At 70.0% G+C, this 26,422-nt stretch carries 27 protein-coding genes; 14 read left to right on the top strand and 13 right to left on the bottom strand.

Translation table 11 applies throughout. From position 1 onward, the window contains the following. The first annotated feature begins 91 nt into the window (after window positions 1-91). The 5 genes from atpA to CRP49_RS05500 all read left to right on the top strand — a co-directional run bounded on the left by atpA (window position 92) and on the right by CRP49_RS05500 (window position 5,132). Entirely contained in the window at window positions 92-1,684 is a 1,593-nt protein-coding gene (atpA, locus tag CRP49_RS05520) for a F0F1 ATP synthase subunit alpha (protein WP_097252401.1), read from the top strand. Between the two features lie 21 nt (window positions 1,685-1,705). Continuing rightward, window positions 1,706-2,623: a F0F1 ATP synthase subunit gamma gene (locus tag CRP49_RS05515; RefSeq protein ID WP_097252400.1), complete on the top strand. Its 918-nt coding sequence runs from the start codon at window positions 1,706-1,708 to the stop codon at window positions 2,621-2,623. Next, the gene (atpD, locus tag CRP49_RS05510) at window positions 2,623-4,059 is read left to right on the top strand and encodes a F0F1 ATP synthase subunit beta (protein ID WP_097252399.1); all 1,437 of its coding nucleotides are present in this window, start codon (window positions 2,623-2,625) and stop codon (window positions 4,057-4,059) included. Before CRP49_RS05515 ends, atpD begins: the two co-directional genes overlap by 1 nt. Before the next feature lie 110 nt (window positions 4,060-4,169). Continuing rightward, complete coding sequence (locus tag CRP49_RS05505) at window positions 4,170-4,547, top strand: F0F1 ATP synthase subunit epsilon (protein ID WP_097252398.1); 378 nt, start codon at window positions 4,170-4,172, stop codon at window positions 4,545-4,547. Window positions 4,548-4,685: 138 nt separating this feature from the next. Continuing rightward, window positions 4,686-5,132: a DUF2550 domain-containing protein gene (locus tag CRP49_RS05500; protein WP_097252397.1), complete on the top strand. Its 447-nt coding sequence runs from the start codon at window positions 4,686-4,688 to the stop codon at window positions 5,130-5,132. Window positions 5,133-5,202: 70 nt separating this feature from the next. Here the strand turns inward: CRP49_RS05500 and CRP49_RS05495 are convergent, their stop codons facing one another. The 3 genes from CRP49_RS05495 to CRP49_RS05485 all read right to left on the bottom strand — a co-directional run bounded on the left by CRP49_RS05495 (window position 5,203) and on the right by CRP49_RS05485 (window position 8,979). Further along, window positions 5,203-7,023 carry a glycoside hydrolase family 18 chitinase gene (locus CRP49_RS05495; RefSeq protein ID WP_097252396.1) on the bottom strand — a complete coding sequence of 607 codons (1,821 nt, stop codon included), beginning with the start codon at window positions 7,021-7,023 and terminating at the stop codon, window positions 5,203-5,205. Between the two features lie 136 nt (window positions 7,024-7,159). Next, window positions 7,160-7,810 (bottom strand): response regulator transcription factor, encoded by a 651-nt coding sequence (locus CRP49_RS05490; RefSeq protein WP_097252395.1) that lies wholly within the window; start codon window positions 7,808-7,810, stop codon window positions 7,160-7,162. Then, window positions 7,807-8,979 (bottom strand): sensor histidine kinase, encoded by a 1,173-nt coding sequence (locus CRP49_RS05485; protein WP_097252394.1) that lies wholly within the window; start codon window positions 8,977-8,979, stop codon window positions 7,807-7,809. The genes CRP49_RS05490 and CRP49_RS05485 overlap by 4 nt, the downstream gene beginning before the upstream one ends. A gap of 151 nt (window positions 8,980-9,130) precedes the next feature. On the opposite strand from CRP49_RS05485, the gene CRP49_RS05480 reads away from it, so the two are divergent. After that, window positions 9,131-9,682 carry a hypothetical protein gene (locus CRP49_RS05480; protein ID WP_097252393.1) on the top strand — a complete coding sequence of 184 codons (552 nt, stop codon included), beginning with the start codon at window positions 9,131-9,133 and terminating at the stop codon, window positions 9,680-9,682. Window positions 9,683-9,788: 106 nt separating this feature from the next. Then, window positions 9,789-10,475 (top strand): hypothetical protein, encoded by a 687-nt coding sequence (locus CRP49_RS05475; protein WP_097252392.1) that lies wholly within the window; start codon window positions 9,789-9,791, stop codon window positions 10,473-10,475. Window positions 10,476-10,487: 12 nt separating this feature from the next. Here CRP49_RS05475 and CRP49_RS05470 read toward each other — a convergent pair whose 3' ends face one another. Genes CRP49_RS05470 through CRP49_RS05460 form a run of 3 tightly spaced genes read right to left on the bottom strand, consistent with a single transcriptional unit; the run spans window position 10,488 to window position 12,643 of the window. After that, complete coding sequence (locus CRP49_RS05470; protein WP_097252391.1) at window positions 10,488-11,063, bottom strand: cob(I)yrinic acid a,c-diamide adenosyltransferase; 576 nt, start codon at window positions 11,061-11,063, stop codon at window positions 10,488-10,490. Window positions 11,064-11,076: 13 nt separating this feature from the next. After that, window positions 11,077-11,826 (bottom strand): ABC transporter permease, encoded by a 750-nt coding sequence (locus tag CRP49_RS05465; RefSeq protein WP_097252390.1) that lies wholly within the window; start codon window positions 11,824-11,826, stop codon window positions 11,077-11,079. Window positions 11,827-11,848: 22 nt separating this feature from the next. After that, window positions 11,849-12,643 carry an ABC transporter ATP-binding protein gene (locus CRP49_RS05460; protein WP_097252389.1) on the bottom strand — a complete coding sequence of 265 codons (795 nt, stop codon included), beginning with the start codon at window positions 12,641-12,643 and terminating at the stop codon, window positions 11,849-11,851. Between the two features lie 79 nt (window positions 12,644-12,722). Here CRP49_RS05460 and CRP49_RS05455 point away from each other — a divergent pair, with 79 nt between their 5' ends. The 4 genes from CRP49_RS05455 (at window position 12,723) to CRP49_RS05440 (ending at window position 17,526) form a co-directional block, all read left to right on the top strand. Then, window positions 12,723-13,364, top strand: a complete 642-nt coding sequence (locus CRP49_RS05455; protein ID WP_097252388.1) for a TetR/AcrR family transcriptional regulator — start codon at window positions 12,723-12,725, stop codon at window positions 13,362-13,364. 124 nt (window positions 13,365-13,488) lie between these two features. Then, a complete protein-coding gene (locus CRP49_RS05450; RefSeq protein WP_094216074.1) occupies window positions 13,489-14,337 on the top strand; it encodes a 3-hydroxyacyl-CoA dehydrogenase family protein in 849 nt (282 codons plus the stop codon). Between the two features lie 170 nt (window positions 14,338-14,507). Further along, window positions 14,508-14,831, top strand: a complete 324-nt coding sequence (locus tag CRP49_RS05445) for an STAS domain-containing protein (RefSeq protein ID WP_014675024.1) — start codon at window positions 14,508-14,510, stop codon at window positions 14,829-14,831. A 274-nt stretch (window positions 14,832-15,105) separates the two neighbouring features. Further along, entirely contained in the window at window positions 15,106-17,526 is a 2,421-nt protein-coding gene (locus CRP49_RS05440; protein ID WP_097252387.1) for an ATP-binding protein, read from the top strand. Between the two features lie 125 nt (window positions 17,527-17,651). Here CRP49_RS05440 and nucS read toward each other — a convergent pair whose 3' ends face one another. Next, on the bottom strand, window positions 17,652-18,323 hold the full coding sequence (gene nucS, locus CRP49_RS05435) for an endonuclease NucS (RefSeq protein ID WP_097252386.1): 672 nt from the start codon (window positions 18,321-18,323) through the stop codon (window positions 17,652-17,654). A gap of 299 nt (window positions 18,324-18,622) precedes the next feature. On the opposite strand from nucS, the gene CRP49_RS05430 reads away from it, so the two are divergent. Next, window positions 18,623-19,015: an SCO5389 family protein gene (locus tag CRP49_RS05430; protein ID WP_097252385.1), complete on the top strand. Its 393-nt coding sequence runs from the start codon at window positions 18,623-18,625 to the stop codon at window positions 19,013-19,015. A 115-nt stretch (window positions 19,016-19,130) separates the two neighbouring features. Here CRP49_RS05430 and CRP49_RS05425 read toward each other — a convergent pair whose 3' ends face one another. Beyond that, on the bottom strand, window positions 19,131-20,159 hold the full coding sequence (locus CRP49_RS05425) for an LLM class flavin-dependent oxidoreductase (protein WP_097252384.1): 1,029 nt from the start codon (window positions 20,157-20,159) through the stop codon (window positions 19,131-19,133). Window positions 20,160-20,380: 221 nt separating this feature from the next. On the opposite strand from CRP49_RS05425, the gene CRP49_RS05420 reads away from it, so the two are divergent. Then, a complete protein-coding gene (locus CRP49_RS05420) occupies window positions 20,381-20,713 on the top strand; it encodes an ATP/GTP-binding protein (protein WP_094216068.1) in 333 nt (110 codons plus the stop codon). Window position 20,714: 1 nt separating this feature from the next. On the opposite strand, the gene CRP49_RS05415 is transcribed toward CRP49_RS05420, so the two are convergent. The 4 genes from CRP49_RS05415 to CRP49_RS05400 all read right to left on the bottom strand — a co-directional run bounded on the left by CRP49_RS05415 (window position 20,715) and on the right by CRP49_RS05400 (window position 24,662). Then, a complete protein-coding gene (locus CRP49_RS05415) occupies window positions 20,715-21,590 on the bottom strand; it encodes an ABC transporter permease (protein WP_097252383.1) in 876 nt (291 codons plus the stop codon). After that, a complete protein-coding gene (locus CRP49_RS05410) occupies window positions 21,587-22,831 on the bottom strand; it encodes an ABC transporter ATP-binding protein (protein ID WP_097252382.1) in 1,245 nt (414 codons plus the stop codon). The genes CRP49_RS05415 and CRP49_RS05410 overlap by 4 nt, the downstream gene beginning before the upstream one ends. Before the next feature lie 101 nt (window positions 22,832-22,932). Further along, on the bottom strand, window positions 22,933-23,703 hold the full coding sequence (locus CRP49_RS05405) for an ABC transporter permease (RefSeq protein WP_097252381.1): 771 nt from the start codon (window positions 23,701-23,703) through the stop codon (window positions 22,933-22,935). Between the two features lie 5 nt (window positions 23,704-23,708). Further along, window positions 23,709-24,662 (bottom strand): ABC transporter ATP-binding protein, encoded by a 954-nt coding sequence (locus tag CRP49_RS05400; protein WP_097252380.1) that lies wholly within the window; start codon window positions 24,660-24,662, stop codon window positions 23,709-23,711. Window positions 24,663-25,063: 401 nt separating this feature from the next. On the opposite strand from CRP49_RS05400, the gene CRP49_RS05390 reads away from it, so the two are divergent. Further along, entirely contained in the window at window positions 25,064-25,249 is a 186-nt protein-coding gene (locus tag CRP49_RS05390) for a hypothetical protein (RefSeq protein WP_143669964.1), read from the top strand. Between the two features lie 66 nt (window positions 25,250-25,315). Here CRP49_RS05390 and CRP49_RS05385 read toward each other — a convergent pair whose 3' ends face one another. Next, window positions 25,316-26,251: a cellulose-binding protein gene (locus tag CRP49_RS05385; protein WP_094216062.1), complete on the bottom strand. Its 936-nt coding sequence runs from the start codon at window positions 26,249-26,251 to the stop codon at window positions 25,316-25,318. Window positions 26,252-26,422: the final 171 nt, after the last annotated feature.

Raw genomic sequence — 26,422 nt, 5'->3', positions numbered from 1 at the left:
GGCCCTGGTTGGGCCGTGAAGAGGATTCCTGGGGGTCGCCCCCAGACCCCCACAGAAACTTCGGGCCCAACAAGGAGAGCAGGGAACCCAGATGGCGGAGCTCACGATCCGGCCGGAGGAGATCCGGGACGCGCTGGAGAACTTTGTCCAGTCGTACAAGCCGGACGCGGCCTCGCGCGAGGAGGTCGGTACGGTCACCCTTGCCGGCGACGGCATCGCGAAGGTCGAGGGCCTGCCCTCGGCCATGGCCAACGAACTGCTGAAGTTCGAGGACGGCACCCTCGGCCTCGCCCTCAACCTCGAGGAGCGCGAGATCGGTGCCATCGTCCTCGGTGAGTTCAGCGGCATCGAGGAGGGTCAGCCGGTCACGCGTACCGGTGAGGTCCTCTCCGTCGCGGTCGGCGAGGGCTACCTCGGCCGTGTCGTCGACCCGCTCGGCAACCCGATCGACGGCCTCGGCGAGATCGAGACGTCCGGCCGCCGCGCCCTCGAGCTGCAGGCCCCCACGGTCATGCAGCGCAAGTCGGTGCACGAGCCGATGGAGACGGGCTACAAGGCCGTCGACGCGATGACCCCGATCGGCCGTGGTCAGCGTCAGCTGATCATCGGTGACCGCCAGACCGGCAAGACCGCCCTGGCCGTCGACACGATCATCAACCAGCGCGACAACTGGCGCTCGGGCGACCCGAAGAAGCAGGTCCGCTGCATCTACGTCGCCATCGGCCAGAAGGGCTCCACCATCGCCGGCGTGCGCCGCGCGCTGGAGGAGAACGGCGCCCTGGAGTACACGACCATCGTCGCCGCCCCGGCGTCCGACCCGGCCGGCTTCAAGTACCTGGCGCCGTACACCGGTTCGGCCATCGGTCAGCAGTGGATGTACGACGGCAAGCACGTCCTGATCATCTTCGACGACCTGTCGAAGCAGGCCGACGCCTACCGCGCCGTGTCCCTGCTGCTGCGCCGCCCGCCGGGCCGTGAGGCCTACCCGGGTGACGTCTTCTACCTGCACTCCCGTCTGCTGGAGCGCTGCGCCAAGCTCTCCGACGACATGGGTGCCGGTTCGATGACCGGTCTGCCGATCGTCGAGACCAAGGCCAACGACGTCTCGGCGTTCATCCCGACCAACGTCATCTCCATCACCGACGGCCAGTGCTTCCTGGAGTCGGACCTGTTCAACGCCGGTCAGCGTCCCGCGCTGAACGTCGGTATCTCCGTCTCCCGAGTCGGTGGTTCCGCCCAGCACAAGGCGATGCGCCAGGTCTCCGGCCGCCTCCGTGTGGACCTCGCCCAGTTCCGTGAGCTGGAGGCGTTCGCCGCCTTCGGTTCCGACCTGGACGCGGCCTCCAAGGCCCAGCTGGAGCGCGGTCAGCGCATGGTCGAGCTGCTGAAGCAGGACCAGTACCAGCCGATGTCCACCGAGGACCAGGTCGTCTCCGTCTGGGCCGGCACCAACGGCCGTATGGACGAGGTCCCGGTCGCCGACATCCGCCGTTTCGAGCGGGAGCTGCTGGACTACCTGCACCGCAAGGAGTCGGGCCTGCTCACCTCGATCCGCGAGGGCGCCAAGATGTCGGACGACACGATCCAGGCGATCGACGACGCCGTCGCGGAGTTCAAGAAGCAGTTCGAGACCTCGGACGGCAAGCTGCTCGGCGAGGACGTTCCTGCCGCTGCCGCCAAGTGACGTAAGGAAGGGACCTGACTCATGGGAGCCCAGCTCCGGGTCTACAAGCGTCGCATCCGATCCGTCAGCGCGACCAAGAAGATCACGAAGGCGATGGAGATGATCGCCGCCTCGCGCGTCGTCAAGGCGCAGCGCAAGGTGGTGGCCTCCACGCCGTACGCGACCGAGCTGACGCGCGCGGTCACGGCGGTCGGTACGGGTTCGAACACCAAGCACCCGCTCACCACGGAGGCGGAGAACCCGACCCGTGCCGCGGTCCTGCTCCTCACGAGCGACCGCGGTCTGGCCGGCGCCTTCAACTCCAACGCCATCAAGGCGGCGGAGCAGCTGACCGAGCGCCTGGAGCGCGAGGGCAAGCAGGTGGACACGTACATCGTCGGCCGCCGTGGTGTCGCCCACTACAACTTCCGTGAGCGCAAGATCTCGGAGTCGTGGTCGGGCTTTACGGACGAGCCGTCGTACGCGGACGCCAAGAAGGTGGCGGAGCCTCTGATCGAGGCGATCGAGAAGGACACGGCGGAGGGTGGTGTGGACGAGCTCCACATCGTCTACACCGAGTTCGTCTCGATGATGACGCAGACAGCGCTGGACGCCCGGCTGCTGCCGCTGCGTCTGGAAGAGGTCGCCGAGGAGGCCAAGCCCTCGGGCGAGATCCTCCCGCTGTACGACTTCGAGCCCTCGGCGGAGGACGTCCTCGACGCCCTGCTGCCGCGCTACGTGGAGAGCCGTATCTACAACGCGCTGCTCCAGTCGGCCGCTTCGAAGCACGCCGCCACGCGGCGCGCGATGAAGTCGGCCACCGACAACGCGGGCGAGCTGATCAACACGCTCTCCCGTCTTGCCAACGCGGCCCGCCAGGCCGAAATCACCCAGGAAATCAGCGAGATCGTCGGTGGCGCGAGCGCCCTGGCCGACGCGACCGCGGGGAGTGACCGATAATGACCACCACTGTTGAGACCGCGACGGCTACGGGCCGCGTCGCCCGGGTCATCGGCCCGGTCGTCGACGTGGAGTTCCCCGTCGACGCGATGCCGGAGATCTACAACGCTCTGCACGTCGAGGTCTCCGACCCGGCGAACGAGGGCGCGAAGAAGACGCTGACCCTGGAGGTCGCCCAGCACCTGGGTGACGGCCTGGTCCGCACCATCTCCATGCAGCCCACCGACGGTCTGGTCCGCCAGGCCCAGGTGACGGACACCGGCTCCGCCATCTCCGTCCCGGTCGGCGACTTCACCAAGGGCAAGGTGTTCAACACCCTCGGTGAGGTGCTGAACGTCGACGAGCAGTACGACGGCGAGCGCTGGCCGATCCACCGCAAGGCCCCGAACTTCGACGAGCTCGAGTCGAAGACCGAGATGTTCGAGACCGGCGTCAAGGTCATCGACCTTCTCACCCCGTACGTCAAGGGTGGAAAGATCGGTCTGTTCGGTGGTGCCGGTGTCGGCAAGACGGTGCTCATCCAGGAGATGATCTACCGCGTCGCCAACAACCACGACGGTGTCTCCGTGTTCGCCGGTGTCGGTGAGCGCACCCGTGAGGGCAACGACCTCATCGAGGAGATGTCCGACAGCGGTGTTATCGACAAGACCGCTCTTGTCTTCGGTCAGATGGACGAGCCCCCGGGCACCCGTCTGCGCGTCGCGCTGGCCGGCCTCACCATGGCCGAGTACTTCCGTGACGTCCAGAAGCAGGACGTGCTGTTCTTCATCGACAACATCTTCCGCTTCACGCAGGCCGGCTCCGAGGTCTCCACGCTGCTCGGCCGTATGCCCTCCGCGGTGGGTTACCAGCCGAACCTGGCCGACGAGATGGGTCTCCTCCAGGAGCGCATCACCTCGACCCGTGGTCACTCGATCACCTCGATGCAGGCGATCTACGTCCCCGCGGACGACCTGACCGACCCGGCCCCGGCCACCACCTTCGCCCACCTCGACGCGACGACGGTTCTGTCCCGTCCGATCTCCGAGAAGGGCATCTACCCGGCCGTGGACCCGCTGGACTCCACGTCCCGGATCCTGGACCCGCGCTACATCGCGGCGGACCACTACAACGCGGCCATGCGCGTGAAGTCGGTCCTCCAGAAGTACAAGGACCTCCAGGACATCATCGCGATCCTCGGTATCGACGAGCTGGGCGAGGAGGACAAGCTCGTCGTCCACCGTGCCCGTCGCGTGGAGCGCTTCCTGTCCCAGAACACCCACGTCGCCAAGCAGTTCACCGGCGTCGACGGGTCGGACGTGCCGCTGGACGAGTCGATCGCCGCGTTCAACGCGATCATCGACGGTGAGTACGACCACTTCCCGGAGCAGGCGTTCTTCATGTGCGGTGGCATTGAGGACCTCAAGGCCAACGCCAAGGAGCTGGGCGTCTCCTGAGCCTCGCGCTCGTGTGAGGGGGCGGGCGCGTCCCGCCCCCTCTCTCACGCCCACTAGACTTGTAACCAACACCCGGCAGAACCGCCGGGTGGTGACCCGAGGAGCCACCCTTGGCTGCTGAGCTGCACGTCGAGCTGGTCGCCGCCGACCGCCAGGTCTGGTCCGGCGAGGCCACCCTGGTCGTCGCGCGCACCACGTCCGGCGACATCGGCGTCATGCCCGGTCACCAGCCGCTGCTCGGTGTGCTGGAGTCGGGCCCGGTGACCATCCGTACGAGTGACGGTGGAACGGTCGTCGCCGCGGTGCACGGCGGTTTCATCTCGTTCGCGGACGACAAGCTGTCGCTGCTGGCCGAGATCGCCGAGCTGTCGGACGAGATCGATGTCCAGCGCACGGAGCGCGAGCTCGAGCGCGCGAAGGCGGAGGACGACGCCGAGGCCGAGCGTCGTGCGGATGTCCGCCTGCGGGCGGCGACCGCGGCGCGCTGATCCAGCGCGCGGTATGACGTCACTCAGCCGCGGCCGGCCCGGAGCAATCCGGTGCCGGTCGCGGCTGAGGCAGATGTGGGTGTTTTTTCCTTTTCATTACCCAGTTTCATCGCCTAGGAGACGAGGAGGTCGGTGCCGATGGTCCTCGCTCTGACTGTGTGCGGAATCGTGATCGCCCTCGTGGTGGTGGGACTGTTCCTGTTCGGACTGCGCCGCAGACTGATCCAGCGCTCCGGCGGCACCTTCGACTGTTCGCTGCGCTGGGACCTCCCCGAGAAACCGGACACCAGCGGCAAGGGCTGGAGCTACGGCGTCGCCCGCTACAACGGCGACCGCATCGAGTGGTACCGCGTCTTCTCCTACGCCCCCCGCCCGCGCCGCACCCTGGAGCGGGCCGCGATCGAGGTGGCCGGCCGCCGGCTGCCCGAGGGCGAGGAGGAGCTGGCGCTGCTCTCCGACGCGGTGGTCCTCGCCTGTACCCACCGGGGCACGCGCCTCGAACTCGCGATGAGCGAAGACGCGCTGACCGGTTTCCTCGCGTGGCTGGAAGCAGCCCCGCCCGGACAGCGAGTGAACGTGGCGTAGCCACGTTCACTCGCTGGGTGGGGGTCCCCCCGGACGAAGTCTGGGGGAGCGTCAACGTCGCTTAGCGCTCTTACAGGTTGTTGCTGATGGCGCTCACCAGCTCGCCGTTGCTGGTGTCGCCGCTGAACTCCCAGAAGAACGCGCCGCCGAGGCCCTGCGTCTTGGCCCACGCCATCTTCGTGGCGATGGTGGCCGGGGTGTCGTACGACCACCAGTTGCTGCCGCAGTGCGCGTACGCCGTGCCCGCGACGGTGCCGGTCGCCGGGCAGGACGTCTTGAGCACCTTGTAGTCCTCGATGCCCTGCTCGTACGTGCCCGCCGCCGGACCCGTGGCGGTGCCGCCCGGGGCGTCCTGCGTCACGCCGGTCCAGCCGCGGCCGTAGAAGCCGATGCCGATGAGCAGCTTGCTCGCGGGGACGCCGATCGCCTTGTACTTGGCCATCGCGTCGGCGGTGGTGAAGCCCGCCTTCGGGATGCCGCTGTACGAGGTGAGCGGGGAGTGCGGGGCCGTCGGGCCCTGGGCGTCCCAGGCGCCGAAGAAGTCGTACGTCATCACGTTGTACCAGTCGACGTACTGGGCGGCGCCCGCGTAGTCCGCGGCCTCGATCTTGCCGCCGGAGGAACCGTCGGCCGTGACGGCGGACGTCACCAGGTTGTTCGAGCCGAACTTGGCGCGCAGCGCGGACATCAGGTTCTTGTAGGCCGCGGCCCCGCTGGTGTCACAGCTCAGCCCGCAGGCGTTCGGGTACTCCCAGTCGATGTCGATGCCGTCGAAGACGTCGGCCCAGCGCGGGTCCTCGACCAGGTCATAGCAGGACTGCGCGAACGCGGCCGGGTTCTTCGCGGCCTCGCCGAAGCCGCCGGACCAGGTCCAGCCGCCGAAGGACCACAGCACCTTGATGTTCGGGTACTTGGCCTTCAGCTCGCGCAGCTGGTTGAAGTTGCCGCGCAGCGGCTGGTCCCAGGTGTCGGCGACGCCGCTGACCGACTGGTCGGCGGTGAACGCCTTGTCGTAGTCGGCGTAGGAGTCGCCGATCGCGCACTTGCCGCCGGTGACGTTGCCGAAGGCGTAGTTGATGTGCGTGATCTTCGACGCGGAGCCGGACGTCACCAGGTTCTTGACGTTGTAGTTGCGGCCGTAGATGCCCCACTCGGTGAAGTAGCCGAGCTTGACCTTGTTGCCGGTGGGCGGGGGAGTGGTGCCGCCGCCGGTGGTGTGGACCGCGACCGCGCCGCTGACCGGTCCGGTCTGGTCGGCGGTGTCGCGGGCCTGCACGGTGTACGAGTAGTCGGTGCCGGCGGTGAGGCTGGTGTCCGTGTACGACGTCGTCGTCACCGTGCCGACGACCTTGCCGTCGCGCAGCACGTCGTAGTTCTTGACGCCCTTGTCGTCGGTGGCCGCGCTCCAGCCGAGCTTCACCGAGGTGTCGGTGATCGAGGAGGCGGTCGGGGTGCCGGGCGCGGAGGGGGCCGCGTCGCCGGGGACCGTGGTGCCGTCACAACTGTCGCCGTTGAGCTTGCAGTTGGACGGGGAGCCGGACCCGGCGCCGTTGAAGCCGAAGGAGACCGAGGCGCCGGGGGCCAGGGTGCCGTTGTACGACTTGTTCTTGGCGGTCCAGTGGGTGCCGGAGTTCGTGACGTCCGCGTCCCACGCGGAGGTGACGGACGTACCGGAGGGGAAGTCCCACTCGACCGTCCAGGAGCTGATGCTGCTGCTGCCGGTGTTCTTGATGGTCCACTGACCGCCGAAGCCGGTTCCCCAGTCAGTGGTCTTGGTGTAGGTGGCGGTGGCGTTCGCCGCGGCCTGGGCGGGGCTCGCGAGACCGACCAGGCCGGCCAGGGGGAGCAACAGGGTCGCGAACCCTGCCGCGGCTCTGTGTCTGAAGCGCATGCTGCGCCTCCCTCTTGTATGGGGCTCTCGATAGGGGTGTCAGGGGCATGACTGAGCCTTCACGCCCACGGTGCCGCGAGAATAGAAAGGTCTGGACCATAGGTCAATAGGTCTGGACCACTTGCCCCTGGAGCGGCTAGATCCCCAACTCCTGCGCCAGTACGGCCGCTTGGACCCGGCTGCGCAGCTCCAGCTTCGCCAGCAGACGGCTGACGTGCGTCTTCACCGTGCCCTCCGCCATCTCCAGCCGGCCCGCGATCTCGGCGTTGGACAGCCCCTCGCCGATGCACGACAGCACCTCGCGCTCACGCCGGGTGAGACCGTCCAGCACGGCCGGGTCGGCCGTCGTCTCGCGCACCGGCTTCGCCGCGAACTCGGCGATCAGCCGCCGGGTCACCGCTGGCGCGACGATCCCCTCCCCGCGCGCCACCGTCCGCACGGCCTCCAGCAGATCCCTCGCCTCGGTGTTCTTCAGCAGGAACCCGGCCGCCCCCGCCCGCAGCGCCCCGAACACGTACTCGTCGAGGTCGAAGGTGGTCAGCACCAGGACGTCCGCCATCCGCTCCGCGACGATCCGCCGGGTCGCCGACACCCCGTCCAGACGGGGCATCTGAACGTCCATCAGCACCAGGTCCGGCCGCAGCTCCCGGGCCAGCTCGACCGCGCGCTCGCCGTCCGCCGCCTCGCCGACGACGTCGATGTCGGGCGCGCTGCGGAGGATCAGGACGAGTCCGGCGCGTACGGCGGACTGGTCCTCCGCGACGAGGACACGGATGGCAGGGGTCATGCGGGGTCTCCTTCGGTGAGCGGAAGTACGGCCCGTACGGCCCAGCGGCCGCCCTCGGGCCCGGCCTCGAAGCTGCCGCCGAGCAGCGCGGCCCGCTCCCGCATCCCGGCGAGACCGGAGCCCGAGCCGGAGACGCGGGAAGCGTCGCCGGGCCGGTACGGGCTGGTCACCCACACCCGCAGGGTGCCGTTCTCCTGGTGCAGAGCGACATGGACACGGCCCTTCGCCGCATGCTTCAGGGCGTTGGTCAGCGACTCCTGCACGATCCGGTAGGCGGCCAGCTCGACCGGCACGGGCACGCTGTCGTGGCCGGCGTCCAGGGTGACCTCCAGACCGTTGGCGCGGGCGCCGTCCACCAGGGCACCGAGGCCGTCGAGCGTGGGGGAGGCGGCGGGCTCCCGGTCACCGGAGCCGGCCCGCAGGATCCCGATCAGCCGCCGCATCTCGGCCAGCCCTTCGACGCTGTTCTCCCGGATGACCGCCAGGGCGTCCTTCGAGGTCTTCGGGTCGTCCAGGGAGAGCGCCGCCGTGGAGTGGATGGCGATCGCCGACAGATGGCCCGCGACCATGTCGTGCAACTCCCGGGCGAACCGGGCCCGTTCGGCGGTGACCGCCTGGGTGCGGTCCATCTCGGCCAGCAGTGCGGTCTGTTCGGCGCGCAGCCGGGCGGCCTCGGCCGCGTCGCGGTGGTTGCGGACCACCCAGCCCGTGGAGGCGGGCGCGAACGCGACCACGCCGACGCCCACACCGATGAGCAGCCCCTGCGGATCGCGCCAGAGAGCGGCGGGCACGACTCCGCCGAGCACCGTCAGCATCCCGGTGACCCAGGGGATGCGCCGGGCGGCGGCGAGGCTGCCGTACAGCACGGCCGCGTACATCAGATCGGTGTACAGCACGATGGTGACGATGTTGCCGAGGGTCACCGTGTCCAGGGTCAGGGCGGCGGTGCCGATCAGCAGACCGGTCCGGGGCCGGATGCGGCGCAGCGGCTCGCAGGCGGCGGTCACCGCGAGCGGCATCAGCGGGGCCCACGGCGCCTGCCACAGCACCAGGTTGTCCGAGGCCATGCGGGGGTGGATCCCCAGCACCCACAGCAGCACCCCGCCGAGCAGCCCGCCCACGGCGATGCGCAGGTCGTCGCGGTGCGGACGGGGGAGCGCGAGGGACATGACCCCATCCAACACGGCCCGCGACCGCCGCGCGTGCTCCCCGGGGACGGTCCCGGACTGCAACTTTCGCTTACGGCGGGTTCGCCCCCGCCGACGATGAACCGCGCGTCCGCCGACGCGAGCCTGGAAGGGTGAGCGAAGGGAGCGAAACGTGATCGTCGGGTTGATCGTCGCCTGTGAGGTGGCCTTCTGGGTGCTGCTGGCCGCCGGGCTGGCCTTCCGCTACCTGTGGCGCATGCCCCGTACGGGCCTCGCGCTGCTGCTGTGCGAGCCGCTGCTGGAGGTGGTGCTGTTCGCGGTCACCGCGATCGACCTCAGGAACGGCGCGGAACCCGACTGGCGGCACGGCCTCGCCGCCGTCTACATCGGCTTCACCGTCGGCCTCGGCCACTCCACGATCAAGTGGGCGGACGCCCGCGTCGCCCACCGCTTCGCCGGCGGCCCGCCGCCCGTCAAGCCCCCGAAGTACGGCACGGCCCGCGCCGTCCACGAGTGGAAGGTCGCGGGCCGCTGGATCCTGGCCGCGCTCGTCGCCGTCGCGCTGCTGCAGGGCGCGGCCTGGTACGTCGGCGGCGCCGGGGACACCGGTTCGCTGCGGGCGTGGCAGCTGCGGATGCTGTGGGTGATCGGCATCAACGTGGTGATCGCCGCGAGCTACACCCTCTTCCCCAAGCGGGAGGGATCGGCCCGGGTCCGCCGCTGAGGGCGGGTCGCAGCGGTCCCGGATGCGCTACATCCGAAAGGATTGACCGGAACACGTCGTCAATTCTCGGCACACGCCGTCAATTCTCGGAAAGGACAGCGCATCGATGGGCCTGACCCGGCGTCTCCTCACGCTGCTCTTCGCCCCCCTGCTCGCCCTGCTGCTGGCACCCGCACTGGGGACCGGTTCGGCATCCGCCGTGCCGCTGGCAAAGACGCTCTCGATCGCCCAGGCCCGCAGCCTGCCGCTCGGGACCGTGGTCACCGTGCAGGGTTCGGTGACGACCCCCTCCGGAGCCTTCGAATCCAGCTTCGGCGACAAGGGATTCGGCCTCCAGGACAAGACCGCCGGCCTCTACGTCAGCCTGCAGAGCGACGTGCACGCGTACCCGTGCCAGCACGCACGCGTCACCGGCACGCTGCGCGACAGCTCCGGACTGCTGACCCTGGTGCCGGCCGATCCCTCCGCCGTCGAACTCCGCCACACGGGCCAGACGGCGAAACCGGAACGGGTCAGCACCGCAGGGGTCGGAGAGACCACCGAGGGACGGCTCGTCAAGGTCGTCGGCCGGATCACCCAGGCCCCGACGAGCGACCTGCCCTACGGGTACAAGCTGTCCGTCGACGACGGTACGGGCAGCGTGCTGATCTTCGTCAACGTGCAGACGGGGATCGACATCTCCACCCTGAAGCCGGGGCAGACGGTGCGGGTGATCGGCTTCAGCAGCCAGTTCGGCACGCACTACGAAATCGATCCCCGGTGGCCGAACGACATCAAGGTCGTCGCGGCCTAGGCCGGGCCGGCTTCACCCCCGCTCGCCACCGGGCACCCACAACACATCCCCGGTCGCCTTGTTCGCGGTCCGCGCGAGGATGAACAGCAGGTCCGAGAGCCGGTTGAGGTAGGTCGCGGTGAGCGGGTTCATGTGCTCGCCGTGCACCTCCAGGGCCGCCCAGGTGGAGCGCTCGGCCCGGCGCACGACCGTGCACGCCTGGTGCAGCAGGGCCGCACCGGGCGTGCCGCCGGGCAGGATGAAGGAGCGCAGCTTCTCCAGCCGCTCGTTGAAGCGGTCGCAGTCCGCCTCCAGCCGGTCGACGTAGAACTGCTCGACCCGCAGCGGCGGGAACTCCGGCTTCTCCACCACCGGCGTCGACAGGTCCGCGCCCACGTCGAACAGGTCGTTCTGGACCCGGGTGAGGACGGTGACGACCTCCTCGTCCAGCCCGCCCAGCGCGATCGCGGTGCCGATCACCGCGTTGGCCTCGTTGGCGTCGGCGTATGCCGAGATCCTGAGGTCGGTCTTGGCGACCCGGCTCATGTCACCGAGGGCGGTGGTGCCCTTGTCGCCGGTCCTGGTGTAGATGCGCGTCAGATTGACCATAAGACCAGCCTAGTTAGGCTCCGGCCGTCCGGAACACGCGTGTGCCCACTGTCACGGCGAGCCCCGCGAAACCGACGGCGACGAGTACGCCGTACAGCATGTGCGCGCTCGTGTACTGGCCGACGTACGCGTCGCGCACCGCGTCCACCAGATAGCGGAACGGGACGAAGTGCGAGAGCACGTCCAGCCAGGTGGGGGCGAGGGTCATCGGGAGCATCAGGCCGGACAGCAGCATCGACGGCATCGACACCGCGTTGATCAGCGGGCCGAACTCCTGCGGGGTGCGGACCTTCATGCCCAGCGCGTACGACAGCGAGGCCAGCGAGAGGGTGAGCAGGGCGACGAACGCGAAGCCGATGAGGATGCCCGGCAGGGGTGCGCGCAGGCCCATCACCACCGCGGCGAGTACCAGCAGCACCGCCTGGAAGACGAAGACCGTGGCGTCCCGCAGTACCCGGCCCAGGAGCAGGGCGAGCCGGCTGACGGGCGTCACGCGCATCCGGTCCACCACCCCCTGGGCGTTCTCCATGATGATCGTAAAACCCGCGAACAGCGCCCCGAACAGCCCGAGTTGGAGCAGCAGTCCGGGCACGAGCACCTGCCAGGAGCTGCCCTGCCCGCCGAGCGGCAGGTCGGTGAGGAGCGGGCCGAAGAAGAGGAGATAGAGGAGCGGGGTCAGCACGCCGAAGAGCAGCGCGAAGCGGGAGCGCAGGGACTGGCGGAGGTAGCGGCCGTAGACGAGGGCGGTGTCGTGAAGAAGCATCTCTCTGATTCCGTGAGCGGTTCTACAAGGCCTGTACGGCGACGGGTGCGGCGTCGGCCGGGGCAGGCCCGCGGCCGGTGATGGCGAGGAAGGTGTCCTGGAGGGTGGCGTCGATCGAGCCGCCGTGCGCCAGCTTGAGCGCGCTCGGCGTGCCCTCGGCCGCGACGACACCCCGGTCGACGACGACCAGCCGGTCGGCGAGGGCGTCGGCCTCGTCCAGGTAGTGGGTGGTCAGGAACACCGTGGTCCCGTGCTCGTCGCGCAGCCGGCGCACCAGGTCCCACAGGTCGGCCCGGCTGCCGGGGTCGAGCCCGGTCGTCGGTTCGTCCAGGAACAGCACCTTGGGCCGGTGGGTGAGCGCCATGGCGATGTCGAGCCGCCGGCGCTGCCCACCGGAGAGCGCGGCCGTCTTCCGGTCGAGCAGCTCGGTGAGGTCCAGCTCCCGGGCGAGTTCCGCAGCGCGTGCGACCGCCTCGGCCTTCGACAGTCGGTACATCCGCCCCTGGGTGACCAGCTCCTCCCGGACGGTGATCTGCGGATCCACCCCGCCGGACTGGGCGACGTACCCGGAGACCCGGCGCACCCCGCCCGGGTCGGTCGCCAGGTCGTGCCCGGTGACCGTGGCCGCGCCGCCGGTGGGCTTCAGCAGGGTGGTGAGCATCCGCAGGGTGGTCGTCTTGCCCGCGCCGTTGGGGCCGAGGAAACCGAGGATCTCGCCCTCGCGGACGGTGAGGTCGATGCACCGTACGGCCTCCACGGGGCCGGACTTCGTCTGGAAGGTGCGGGCCAGTCCGGCCGCGCTGATGACTGCTGCCATGGCCACAGAAAAACAGAGTCCCTGAAATTTTGCAATGACACCAAGTTTTCAATGGGTCCAGCAAAGTTAGGATGCGGACATGGCTGAGGGACTCAGGGAGCGGAAGAAACGGCAGACCAGGCAGTACATCTCGGATGTCGCCACGGGGCTGTTCATGGAGCGCGGATTCGACGCGGTCACGGTCGCGGAGATCGCCGAAGCGGCCAACGTCTCCGTCAACACCGTCTACAACTACTTCCCGGCCAAGGAGGACCTCTTCTTCGACCGCTCCGCCGGCATGGCCGACCGGCTCGCCCGCTGGGTCCGCGGCCGGGACGCGGGGGAGTCCGCCGCGCGCGCCGTCCTGCGCGAGCTGCGCGGGGAGGTCGAGGCCGTCTCGCCCCGGGTGGGCCTGATGGAGGGGTACGACCGCTTCATGCGCGTCATCCACGAGGCGCCGCCGCTGCGCTCCCGCCTGTGGAGCCTGCAGCAGGAGTTCCACGACAACGTGGAGGCGGTGCTGCGCGAGGAGGCCGGCGCCGCCACCGACGACCCGATGCCGGATCTGATGGCTGGTCAGATCTGCTGGATCCATCAGGCGGTCTTCGTCGCCATCGGCCGGGAGATGCTCAGTGGGCGCAAACCGGCCGAAGTGTCACGAGAGGTACTCATTCTCCTCGACGACATCGAGGACCTGTTGAGCGAAAAGGTCCTCAACTACGCCGTCCGGGGCGCGTCCTGACCTCTGCCGGTGTGATGTCCGTCAGATGAGACGTGACGCGCATTACTTACCCGTCACACAGCGGCTCCGGAGCGCTATGGTCCGCCGAAGAGGCAAGCGTTGGACAGCGTTCAAAGGAGTCGGAGTGGCACGGAAGCTCGCCGTCATCGGGGCCGGTCTCATGGGGTCCGGCATTGCCCAGGTCGCCGCGCAGGCGGGCTGGGACGTCGTTCTGCGCGACGTCACCGACGAGGCACTGAGGCGTGGCACCGACGGCATCAAGGCTTCGTACGACAAGTTCGTGAGCAAGGGGAAGATGGAGGCGCACGACGCCGACACCGCCCTGGCCCGTATCACCGCGACCACCGACCTGGACGCCGCCGCCGACGCCGACATCGTCGTGGAGGCCGTCTTCGAGAAGCTGGAGGTCAAGCACGAGATCTTCCGCGCGCTCGACAAGATCGTGCGCCCGGACGCCGTGCTCGCCTCCAACACCTCCGCCATCCCGATCACCAAGATCGCGGCGGCCACCGAGCACCCGGAGCGGGTCGTCGGTGTGCACTTCTTCTCGCCGGTGCCGATGATGCAGCTCGTCGAGCTGGTCCGCGGCTACAAGACCAGCGACGAAACCCTCGCCACCGCGCGGGAGTTCGCCGAGTCCGTCGGCAAGACCTGCATCGTCGTCAACCGGGACGTCGCCGGGTTCGTGACCACCCGGCTCATCTCCGCCCTCGTCGTCGAGGCGACCAAGCTCTACGAGTCGGGCGTCGCGACCGCCGAGGACATCGACCTCGCCTGCAAGCTGGGCTTCGGCCACGCCATGGGCCCGCTGGCCACCGCCGACCTGACCGGCGTGGACATCCTGCTGCACGCCACCAGCAACATCTACACCGAGTCCCAGGACGAGAAGTTCGCCCCGCCGGAGCTGATGCGCCGGATGGTGGACGCCGGTGACATCGGACGCAAGAGCGGGCAGGGCTTCTACAAGTACTGACCCGTACACGACCGGACGCACGCCCCGGGAGCATCACTCCCGGGGGTGAATTCGGTATCGGTTCGCTTACAAGCAGCAACCGCTCTGCCACTCAGGCAGTCAGACGTTGCACAGCAACAGCACGAGCACCGTCACGGAGTACGCCACACCGCACTCAACGGGGAGCGCATATGCACATCAGGGGCGACCACGCCGAGCTGGTCGTCGGGGGCCGCCTCGACGTCCGCAGCGCGGCGGACGCCCGTACGGCTCTGCACTCGGCCGTCGACACCGGAGTCGGCGACCTGGTGCTCGACCTGTCCGAACTGGACTCCTGGGACGCCACCGGACTCGGGGTGATCATGGGTGCCCACCGGCGGGCCGGCCGCTGCGGGCGCCGTCTGGTGCTGCGCGGTGTCCCGCCGCAGATGCAACGCCTGCTGGTGGCCACCCGGCTGCACCGCATCCTCGCCATCGAGGGCGGCATCGGCGTGGAGTCGCTGCCCCGCGTGTAACGCCCTTATCGGGTGTGAACCGGGCGACGGGGGAGACCCGGACGCAGTTGCCGAACCGTACGTCGAGGGCAATCCTCATCGGACTGTGATGTCTCGGACCGCACGGCACCCCGCCCTGTCGTAGATACTGTGCGAAGGTTTAGGGTTCGGTCGCCCGCTGCCTCGCAACCCTCGATCGAGCGGGCCCGGACCAGAAGCGACAGCGCAGTGTGCAGCAGGCCGGGAGGGGCCGGTATTTGCCAGGGCACACAACGCTTTTGGGGGGCTTGAACCTATGGACCCGATCACTCCGGGACCCGAGGAGCACGGCCAGGCTCCGAGCCGCCGCCCGCCCCGGGAATCCCTCACCTCCGATTTCGGCCAGAGCACGCCCGGGCTCGCCCGTACGGCGCAGCTCGTCTCCGGCGACTTCCTGCTGACCGTCAACCCGGTCGACGGCAGCGAGATAGAGCCCTGCCCGCCCCACGAACGGCCGGGCCGGCCGCGCAAGCGGACCGCCGCCGAGCGCGCCGAGACCGAGCGTGCCGCCCGGCCGCCGGTGCCACCGGGCCCGGCGCAGCCCACGCTCGCCCTCCTCGAACGGCAGGACGAACGCGAGCGCCTGGTCCGTCTCCTGGCCCGCGGCCGCTCCGTGCGCCTCACCGGCCCCGGAGGCTCCGGCCGCACCGCCCTGCTCGACCTGGTCGGCGAGGACTGCCTGGACCTCGCACCGGACGGCGTGGTCCGCCTCACCGGCTTCCACCGCACCGCCACCGACCTCCTCCAGGACCTCTTCCACGCCGTCTACGACGCCCCCCTGCACCGGCCCGACCGGGAGCAGTTGCTCGCCCTGGTGCGGGAGATCGGCGCGGTCGTCGTCGTGGACGACCTGGAGTTCGGCGGCGCCGCGCTCGACGAGCTGCTGGACGCCACCCCGGAGTGCGCCTTCCTGCTCGGCGCCACCCCGGACATCCCCGCGCCCTCCGCCGACTCCGAGGTCGAGGAGGTCTTCCTCACCGGCCTGGACCGCGCGGCCGGCGTGGAGATCCTGGAGCGCGCCGTCAGCCGGGTCCTCACCGAGGAGGAGTCCAACTGGGCCGGCGACCTGTGGTTCGAGTCCGAGGGACTGCCGCTGCGGTTCGTCCAGGCCGGTGCCCTGCTCCGGCAGCGCGACCAGCTGCGCGCCAGCACCGGCGCGGTGGACGAGTACGGCGTCTTCGAGGACGTACGCATTCCCGTCGAGGCACCCCTGGACACGGCGGAGGCGGAGGACGTCCCGCTGCCGTCCCTCGGCGAGGCCGCCGCTCCCGCGCCGCTGCTCGCCTCCCGGCTCAGCGCCTCCGCCCGCGCCACCCTCCGCTTCGCCGTCGCCCTCGGCGGCGAGGTGCCGCACCAGGCGCACCTGCCCGCGCTGGTCGGCGACACCCACGCGGACGCCGCCCTCGGTGAACTCGCGGGCTGCGGACTGGTCTCCCCGGTCGGCTGCCGCTACCGCCTCGCGGCGGGCGTGCCGGCCCAGCTGGAGGCCGCCGGCTACGCCGACGACGCCCCGGCGCAGGCTCTCGCCGCCGCCGAGCACTACACCTGGTGGGCCGGGCACCCCTCGGTCACGCCCGAGCGGGTGTCCGCCGAGGCCGACGCGGTCCTCGCCGCGCTCGCGGTCGTGGTGCCCGCCACCCTGCCTCCGGTCGAGGGCGAGGAGAGCGTCGCGGTACGGCTTGCCCGTACGGCCGCGCCCGCCTTCGCCGTCGGGCTGCACTGGAGCGCCTGGGAGCGGGCGCTGCGGTCCGGTGCCGAGGCCTCCCGGCTCTCCGGTGAGGTCTCCGAACAGGCCTTCTTCCACCATGAGTTGGGCATCCTCGCGCTCTGTGGCGGGCAGCTCGACCGGGCCCGCGCCGAGCTGGAGGCCTCGGGCGGTCTGCGCGGGGCGCTCGCCGACAAGCGGGGCACCGTCGCCGGGCGCCGGGCCCTGGCCCTGGTCGCCGACCTCGCGGGCGATGTGCCCGGGCCGATGGCGGGTGAGGAGATGCCGGACGCCCGGCACGAGGAGTCGGCGTCGCCGCCCGGCGGGGTACCGGCGCCCTACCCGCTGCCGTACATCCCCGCCGACGACACCCTGGTCACCCACCGGCCCCCGGCCCTCAAGTCCGTGGGCGGCATCCGCCGTCTGGCCCGCCGCAACATGGTCGCGGCCGGCTCCGGCGCCCTGCTCGCCGCCGTCCTCGGCACGGTCGTCACGCTCGGCATGACGTCCCACGAGAACGCGGACAAGAACCCGGCCGGCCAGGTCGGCGTCAACCCGTCCGCGAGCCAGGGCCTGGACGATGGCAGCCTGGGCGCGGACCCGAAGAAGGACGACAGCTCGCCCGGCCACACCGGCACGCCTTCCGGCAGCCCGACGGACCCGGGTCCGGACGGCACCCCGGACGCCCCGACCCCCTCGGCGACGGGGCCTTCGGCGAGCCCGACCAGTACGCGGGGGACGGGCGGCGGGGGTACGACTCCCTCCCCGTCCAAGTCGCAGACGACGAAGCCCGGCTCACCGAGGCCGACGAGGACGACGCCGTCGGCCACACCGACCAGCTCCTCGCCGACCCCCACCCCCACGCCCACCCCGACTCCGACCCAGACGGAAACGACCCCGTCGACCACCAACTCGGCCAGCGGCCCGCCGTCATCGAGCAGCCCGGCCGACAGCTCCGCCCCGGTGATGTAGGGGGCGAGCAGAATTTCTCCGCCGCGACGGTACTCGACCACGTACGGGTTGAGCGCCGTCGCGGTGGGAATGGGGTTGCCGGTCGCTGTAAGGGGCTGTGGGCCTGCCGTGGCGGAGGGCCCCGCTCAGAACAGCCGCAGCTTGTCGTCCTCGATGCCGCGCATGGCGTCGTAGTCGAGGACCTGGCAGTTGATGCCGCGGTCCGTGGCGAGGACCCGGGCCTGGGGCTTGATCTCCTGGGCCGCGAAGACGCCGCGGACCGGGGCGAGATGCGGGTCGCGGTTCAACAGCTCGAGGTAGCGGGTGAGTTGCTCCACGCCGTCGATCTCGCCGCGGCGCTTGATCTCCACCGCGACCGTCTGCCCGTCCGCGTCCCGGCACAGGATGTCCACCGGGCCGATCGCGGTCATGTACTCGCGGCGGATCAGGGAGTAGCCCTCGCCCAGCGTCTCGATGCGGTCGGCGAGCAGCTCCTGCAGGTGCGCTTCCACGCCGTCCTTGATCAGACCGGGGTCCACGCCGAGTTCGTGCGAGGAGTCGTGGAGGATCTCCTCCATGGTGATGATCAGTTTCTCGCCCGCTTTGTTGACGACCGTCCACACGCCCTCGTCCTCGCCCGTGCCCTCCTTGAGCGTGCAGGGCGGCGACATCCAGTTGAGGGGCTTGTAGGCCCGGTCGTCCGCGTGGATGGAGACGCTGCCGTCCGCCTTGACCAGGATCAGGCGGGGCGCCGAGGGCAGGTGGGCGGTGAGCCGGCCGGCGTAGTCGACCGAGCATCGGGCAATGACGAGACGCATGGTCGGCAACGCTACTCGACACACACGGGTGCACGCGATTCGCCCTCCTCGCCGCCCGCCCCGACCGTCAACCGGGACCCCGTGGGTCACCCCATTCATCCTGGAAACTCTTGTTCATCCCTGGCCGATTGTGCGCCTAAAGGGGCCGTTCCATATACGCATTCTGCTGGTGTGGTCACCGACCGTTGCCTACCGTAGTAAACGGGAGGTCGCGACTTGTGTACTGAGCGTGTTCGAAATCGCGAACTTCCCTTTCTGTCAGGCAACCCCTGCTCGTCGGGGGTGCGAGAGGAGAACCCATGTCGCTCGACGTCTCACCGGCCCTACTCGAACAGGCCGAGCGAGGCGAGGTCGACGAAGCAGCATTCGTCGACTGCGTCCGGACCTCCCTGCCCTATGCGTGGGAGATGATCAGCTCCCTGGTGGCCCAGCTGAAGGTGGACGGCGGACCCTTCGCCGACAACCAGACGCCCCCGCCGGACGAGCAGGCGCGCGGTCAGCTGTTGCGTGCGCTCGCGAGTGACGCCATACGCGGCGCGCTGCAGCGGCACTTCGGTGTGCGGCTGGCCTTCCAGAACTGCCATCGGGTGGCGGTGTTTCCGCTCGACGCCTCGGCGGACGAGAGGTTGGCCCGCTTCACCTCGGTGCGCAGCCAGTTGCTGAACCAGTCGCCGGAGCTTCGGGACTGCTGACGCGTGGCTTCCGTGCTCCCGACGCAGTGAGCTTCTCGCTTGCCGCTCCACCCGGGGGAGGTGCGTTCGTGCTGGGGCGGCAAGCGCCCGACGGCAGAAGGGAGTCGGCAGCCGGTCAGCGCAGCTGGGGCAGTACCTCGGCGCCCAGGCGCCGCAGGTTCTCCTCCGTCGCCGCGAGGTCGCCCGACCCCTCGACGAGCAGGGCGAACCGGGAGATTCCGGTGCGCTCCGAGGTGGCCGCGAGCCGGTCGGCGGCCAGTCGCGGGGTGCCCACCGGGTGCAGCCCGCAGAGCAGTTCGGTGTACGCGAGCGGATCCCGCATCGCACGCATCCGGCCATCGACCGTCACATGGGCTTCGAGGCCCTGTTTCAGCCACCCCGGCATCGCCTTCAGCAGCGTCTCCGCCGCGTCCGTGCGCCGGTCCGCGATCTGGCAGACGCCGGCCGAGACATGCGCCGCACTCGCGATCTCCTCGGCCGGCCGTCCCGCGGCCCGCGCGAACTGCCGCCACAGGGCGACCATCTCGGCCTTTTCCTCGTCCCCGACGTGCATGCCGAGCAGCATCGGCAGCCCGCGCTCGGCGGCCAGCCGCACGCTGGCCGGCGAGGTGCAGGCGACGACGACCTCGGGCCCGGGGAGGTCCGTCAGCTCGTCCGACGGGCGGGGCACGACGGGCACCTCCCGGAAGGAGAACCGTTTACCCGAGGCCGACACCGACGGTTCGCGCAGCCAGCGCACCAGCAGATCGAGTGATTCCGGGAACCCGTGCTCGTATGCGTCGAGGCCCGTGCCGAACACCTCCAGGTCCACCCACGGCCCGCCGCGCCCCACGCCCAGCGTGAACCGTCCGCCGCTTGTCATATGCAGCAGCGCGGCCTGTTCGCCGAGGGCGACCGGGTGCGCGGTGGGCAGTACGCTGACCGCCGTGCCGACCCGGATGCGCCGGGTGCGGCCGAGCAGTAACGCGGCGAGGGTGACCGCGGACGGACAGGTGCCGTACGGCACGAAGTGGTGCTCGGCCAGCCACACCGTGTCCAGACCGGCTTCCTCGGAGACCTCCGCCGAGCGGACCGCCCGGTGCAGGGCCTCCCCCGGGCCCTGGCCCGGGAACTGGGCCGCCAGCACAAAACTTCCTACGTGCATCGCTCTTCCTGCTTCCTTGGCTCCGACCGGAGCTCCCCCACCCGGCATAACCGTCTGACACGTGCCGAGGACACGGCCTGGCGGAGGGATTTGCCGATTGTCTGCAGAATGGGCCGCCCTGGAGGGGGACTTGTACGGGTTGGTGCGCTACGCGTACCCCGCTGGGGGCCGCGTAGGCTGGATGCAGCCCGTGCTTCCTGTATAGCCCCGAGAGGTGTCCCGTGTCCCCGCGTCGCAACCGACCGAAGGCAGCCGACTCGTCCGGCCGGAGTGCCGAGGACGACCGGACCGGCCGGTACGGTGGCTGGCAGTCGACGGAGAGCTGGCAGGGCGAGGAGTGGAGCGTGCGCCATGTCGCCGGGGCGAGCGCGGAGGGCAAGACCTACCGCTGCCCGGGTTGCGACCAGATGATCCCCTCCGGTGTTCCGCACGTGGTGGCCTGGCCGGAGCACTCGGGCGTCGACGACCGCCGCCACTGGCACAAGGCGTGCTGGAACGCGAAGGACCGCCGCACCACCCGGGTGCAGCGGTCCCGTAACGCGCCGAAGTTCTGAGCTACACGTCCCGGCTCTGCAGCAGCGCGTAGGCGCCGGCGTACGCCGCGGCCGTCACGCCGAGGATGATCCACAGGGGGTCCCAGCCCGTCGGGCCGGACGAGCTGAGGGTGTTGTCGTAGAAGACGCCCATCTGGCTCGGGATCGAGTACTCCAGCAGCGCCTTCTGCACCTTCTCCAGGGACGACGCGTTCATGAACAGCGCGATCACCAGCGGGGCGAGCACCGCGCCGATCATGATCGTGATGGCGCCCGCGGAGTGCCGGATGATCGAGCCGACGAGCAGCGACAGCAGTCCGAGCAGAGCGATGTAGAGGCTGATGCCGACCGTGGCCTTCAGCCACTCCCCGCCGGACGGGGTGCTCGCGCCGTGGCCCTTCAGCATGGACGCGTGCACCATCGCCACGAACGACACGGTGGCCAGCGTCACCACGAAGGCGATGGCGAAGAACACGATCGACTTGGCGGCCAGCACCCGGCCCCGGCTGGGGCACGCGGTCATCGTCGTACGGATCATGCCCGTGCCGTACTCGGAGGCCGTGGTCAGCACGCCGAGCGTGATGATGCACATCATGCCGATCAGCAGACCGAAGAAGCCGAGGGTCAGCGGGCTCTGACCGGACAGGTCGCCGGAGCCGCTGACCGCGAAACCGGCCAGCAGGCCGATGCCGACCACGAGCAGGATGAAGACACCGAGCGTCCACATCGTCGAACGCACCGACCTGATCTTCGTCCACTCGGACGCCAGGGCGTGCCCGAGGTGGGTGCGCACGACCGGGATCGGCGAGTTGTAGCCGGGGTACGGACCGCCGGGCGCCGCCTGCCACTCGGGCGCGGCTGCCGGTGCCTGCGGCATCGGGGGCTGGTGGGTGCTCATCGGGCGTCCTCGGACTTGGTCAGGTCGGCGGCGGGGGCCGCGGGAGCGGGCTGGGACGGTTCTGCGGCCGGGACCGGGGGAGCGGCCACCGGAGGCTGACCCTGCGGGGCCGCGTACGGGTTGGGCGCACCCGCGCCCGGAGCGCCGTACGCACCGGCGGGCGCACCGCCGTACGGACCCGAGGGCGGCGTCGGCATCGCGAACGGCTGCCCGCCCTGCTGGGGCGGCGGTGGGGCGTACCAGCCCGGCTGGCCCTGGCCGGGCACCGGCATGGGCGGCTGGGCACCGGGCGGCAGCTGCTGCTGCAGGCCCGCCTTCTGGTCGATGGTCGAGCGGTAGTCGACGGCGCCCTGCGTCATCCGCATGTACGCCTCCTCCAGCGAGGCCTGGTGCGGCGACAGCTCCCACAGCCGTACGCCCGCCTCGTACGCGAGGTCGCTGATGCGGGGCAGCGGCAGCCCGGTCACGCGCAGCGCGCCGTCCTGCTCCGGGAGCACATGGCCGCCCGCCTCCGTGAGCGCGGAGGACAGCTTCTCGCGCAGCTGGGGCTCGGTGTCCGGGGTGCGCACCCGCGCGAAGTCGGCGGAGTTGGCCGAGATGAAGTCCGTCACGCTCATGTCGGCGAGCAGCTGGCCGCGCCCGATCACGATGAGGTGGTCGGCGGTCAGCGCCATCTCGCTCATCAGGTGCGAGGAGACGAAGACCGTACGGCCCTCGGCCGCCAGCGCCTTCATCAGGTTGCGCACCCAGAGGATGCCCTCGGGGTCGAGGCCGTTGACCGGCTCGTCGAAGAGCAGCACCTGGGGGTCGCCGAGCAGCGCGGCGGCGATGCCGAGGCGCTGGCCCATGCCGAGCGAGAAGCCCTTGGAGCGCTTCCTCGCCACCTCCTGGAGGCCGACGACCCCGAGCACCTCGTCCACCCGCCGGGCCGGGATGCCCGACAGCTGGGCGAGGCTCAGCAGGTGGTTGCGGGCGGCCCGGCCGCCGTGCACCGCCTTGGCGTCGAGCAGCGCGCCCACCTGGCGGGGGGCGTTGGGCAGCTTGCGGTACGGATAGCCGCCGATGGTCACCGTGCCGGACGTCGGGTTGTCCAGCCCCAGGATCATCCGCATGGTCGTCGACTTGCCCGAGCCGTTGGGCCCGAGGAAGCCGGTCACGGCACCCGGTCGCACCTGGAAGGAAAGGTTGTACACGGCGGTCTTGTCGCCGTAGCGCTTGGTAAGGCCTACAGCCTCGATCATGCTCCGCACCCATCGAAAGGTTCAGGACAGCAGGGCACACGCCCCCGTAAGGGTTAGGAGGATATCCGGGCGCTGACGGTTCCGGCCAAGAGAAAGTAAAGCTACGCGTCCCGCTTCCTGAGCACCGCGTAACCGCCGACGAGGGCCGCGATCACCCACAGCACCATGATCCCGAGGCCGCCCCAGGGCCCGTAGGGGGTGTCGTCGTCGATACGCGGGACCACCTGCATGATCCGGCTGCCGGCCTGGTCCGGCAGATACCGGCCGATCTTCTTGGTCGCGTCGACATTGCCGAGGATGTTCGAGATCAGGAAGAAGAACGGCATCAGGATGCCGAGCGAGAGCATCGGCGAGCGCAGCATCGCGGCGACACCCATGGAGAACATCGCGATGAGCGCCATGTACAGCCCGCCGCCGATCACCGCGCGCAGCACACCGGGGTCGCCGATCCGGGTCCCGAGGGAGCCGAGCATCGCCTGCCCGAGGAAGAAGGCGGCGAAGCTGGTGACCATGCCGACGGCCAGGGCGAGCGCGGTGGCCACGGCGATCTTGCTGAACAGGAAGGTGGCGCGCTGCGGTACGGCGGCCAGCGAGACGCGGATCATGCCGGTGCTGTACTCGTTGGAGACGACGAGCACCCCGAACACGATCATCGCGAGCTGGCCGAGGGTCATGCCCGCGAAGCTGATCACCGTCGGGTCGAAGGAGAGCCGCTCCCGCACGGGCATGTTGTCGTACTGGCTCCTCGACAGCGCGGAGATGAGCACCCCGAGGGCGAGCGTGACCACCACGGCGAGTGACAGTGTCCACACCGTGGAGGCGACGGACCGGATCTTGGTCCATTCCGACCGGATGACCTGAACGGCTGTCATGGGCCTCAGGCCCCCTTCCAGCCGGCGCCCCAGTCCTGCGGGACGGGAGCGGGCGCGGCGTGCGCGTGGTACTCCACCGACTCCGCCGTCAGCTGCATGAACGCCTCCTCCAGCGAGGCCTGCTGCGGGCTCAGTTCGTGCAGCACGATCCCGTACCGCGTGGCCAGCTCCCCGATCCGCTCGGCCTTGCCGCCCGCCACCTCCAGTGCGCCACCGCCCGCCTCGACGACCGTGACGCCGTCCTCGTGCAGCACGTCCAGCAGCCGCTCACGTTGCGGAGAGCGGATCCGTACGTAACTGCGCGCGTTCTCCCGGATGAAGTCCGCCATGGAGGTGTCGGCGAGCAGCCGCCCCTGCCCGATGACCACCAGATGATCGGCGGTCAGCGCCATCTCGCTCATCAGATGACTCGACACGAACACGGTCCGCCCCTGCGCGGCCAGCGACTTCATCAGGTTCCGGATCCAGTGGATGCCCTCGGGGTCGAGCCCGTTGACGGGCTCGTCGAACATCAGGATCCGCGGATCACCGAGCAGCGCGGCCGCGATCCCGAGGCGCTGGCCCATGCCGTACGAGAACCCCTTGGCCTTCTTCCGGGCCACGGCCGTCAGCCCCACGGTGTCCAGCACCTCGGCCACCCGGCGCGTGGGAATGCCGTTGCTCTGCGCGAGGCACAGCAGGTGGTTGTAGGCGCTCCGGCCGCCGTGCACCGCCTTGGCGTCGAGCAGCGCGCCGATGTACGTCATCGGGTCCCTGAGCTGGTCGTAGTGCTTGCCGTCGATCCGCACGTCACCTGCGGTGGGGTGGTCGAGCCCGAGGATCATCCGCATGGTGGTGGACTTCCCGGCCCCGTTGGGTCCGAGGAACCCGGTCACGATGCCAGGGCTGACCGCGAAGGTGAGGTGGTCCACCGCGACCTTCTCGCCGTACCGCTTGGTCAGCCCCGCCAGCTCGATCATGCGGCCACGCTAAGACGGGTGTTGGGCGGCTGCCACCCGGGAGGGCAAACGGATTCCGGTACCTGGGCCTCCCAGGTACCTTGATCAGCAGGGGCGGTGCTGGGGGCACCGGACAACAGAACAAGGGCGGGGGCGACAGTGGTTGAGGACGGCAGACCGCGCGACGGGTGGAGCGCGGTGCGGGCGGGACTGGCGATCGTGGCGGCCGGGGCGGCGGCCGGGCTCGCGGTGGAGTTCCATCTGCTGGGATGGACGTCCATCCCCGGCAACTCCTGCGGCGGCAGATACTCACCCTGCCCGGACGGCACCACACCCACCCTCATCCTGGCGTTCGCGCTGACCTTCGCCGGCTACATCGCCCTGCTGGTCACCATCGGCAGGCCCGCCCCGACCGGGTGGCCGTGCTCGGGAACGGTCGGCTGTGGACGCTCGACACGGCCGACGGACACCGCGTCGGCGAGGACGACGACACCACGGTGCGCACCGGCCGCTACGGCACCGGCGGCCAGCTGCTGCGGGCAGGTGACACCTGGGTGGTCGTCAACGGGGACGGCACCGACGACCCGCCCCTCCTGGGACTGCGCTAGGACACACGGAAGGGGCGGCGGGACCGAGTCCCACCGCCCCTCACGGTGTCGTACGACTACCGGTGCTTACCGGGACTGCTGCGCCGGAACGCCCCGGGAGATCGGCTCGTCCTCGACGGGGGAGCCGGCCGCGGCCACCGCGGCGCCGGTCAGCGTGGCGAGCATCTCGCGGACGTTCGTCAGCTGGGCGTTGATGCTGTCGCGGCGGTTGGTGAGAGCGGCCAGCTCGCGCTCGGATTCCGAGCGGATCCGGTCGGCCTTGGCGTTCGCGTCTGCCACGATGTCCTCGGCCTGGCGCTGGGCCGTCTCCACCGTCTGGCGGGCGCGGCGCTCGGCGTCCGTGCGCAGCTTCTCCGCCTCCAGACGCAGCTGCTCGGCGCGGTGCTCGATCTCGGCGAGACGCTTCTCGGCCTTCTGCTGACGCGAGGCCAGGTCGCGCTCGGACTGCTCCCGGCGCTTGGCCAGGTTCGTCTCGAAGTCGGCGGCGGCCTGCGCGGCCTTGGCGCGGGTCTCCTCGAAGAGGGCGTCCGCCTCCTCGCGCTTGGACTGCGCGTCCTTCTGCGCCTCGGAACGCAGCTGGGCGGCGTCGCTCTTGGCCTTCTCGACGATCCGGACGCCCTCGTCCTCGGCCTTGGCCTTGCGCTCCGCGGCGAACGACTCGGCGTCGTTGCGGACCTGCTGGGCCGCCGACTCCGCCAGCTCGCGGTGCTGCTCGGCGGCGCGCCGGGCCTCCTCCCGCAGATCCTTGGCCTCTTCCTCGGCGAGGCGCAGGATCTTCTCGACCCGCGCGCCGAGACCGGCGTACGACGGCTCTGCGTCGGTTACCTGGGCCTGGGCGTTCTGCGTCTCGAGGTGCAGCTCTTCGATGCGCTTTTCCAGAGCGGTGATGCGGGCGAGAGCGCTGTCACGGTCGGAGACGAGCTTGGAGATACGTTCGTCCACCTGAGCGCGGTCGTACCCACGCCGCACAAGCTCGAAGCCGTAGGGGGAAGTGTCGCTCATGGGGTTCCTGTCGAAAGAGACCGGTGAGGTGATAGGGGGAATCCTAGGGGCCGAAGCGGTGTGTCATCGAGCGGATACGTGTTTGATCTGGAGAATGACACCTCTTTTGAGTGGCTGACCACGGGACGGCTTGCCAAAGACCGGGGCAAAGCCCCCAGAACACACCGGAAA

This window comes from Streptomyces sp. Ag109_G2-15 (genome assembly GCF_900215565.1).
Lineage (GTDB): Bacteria > Actinomycetota > Actinomycetes > Streptomycetales > Streptomycetaceae > Streptomyces > Streptomyces diastatochromogenes.
Note: the sequence above shows the minus strand (reverse complement) of the source record. Positions and strands in the feature narration are given on the sequence as shown.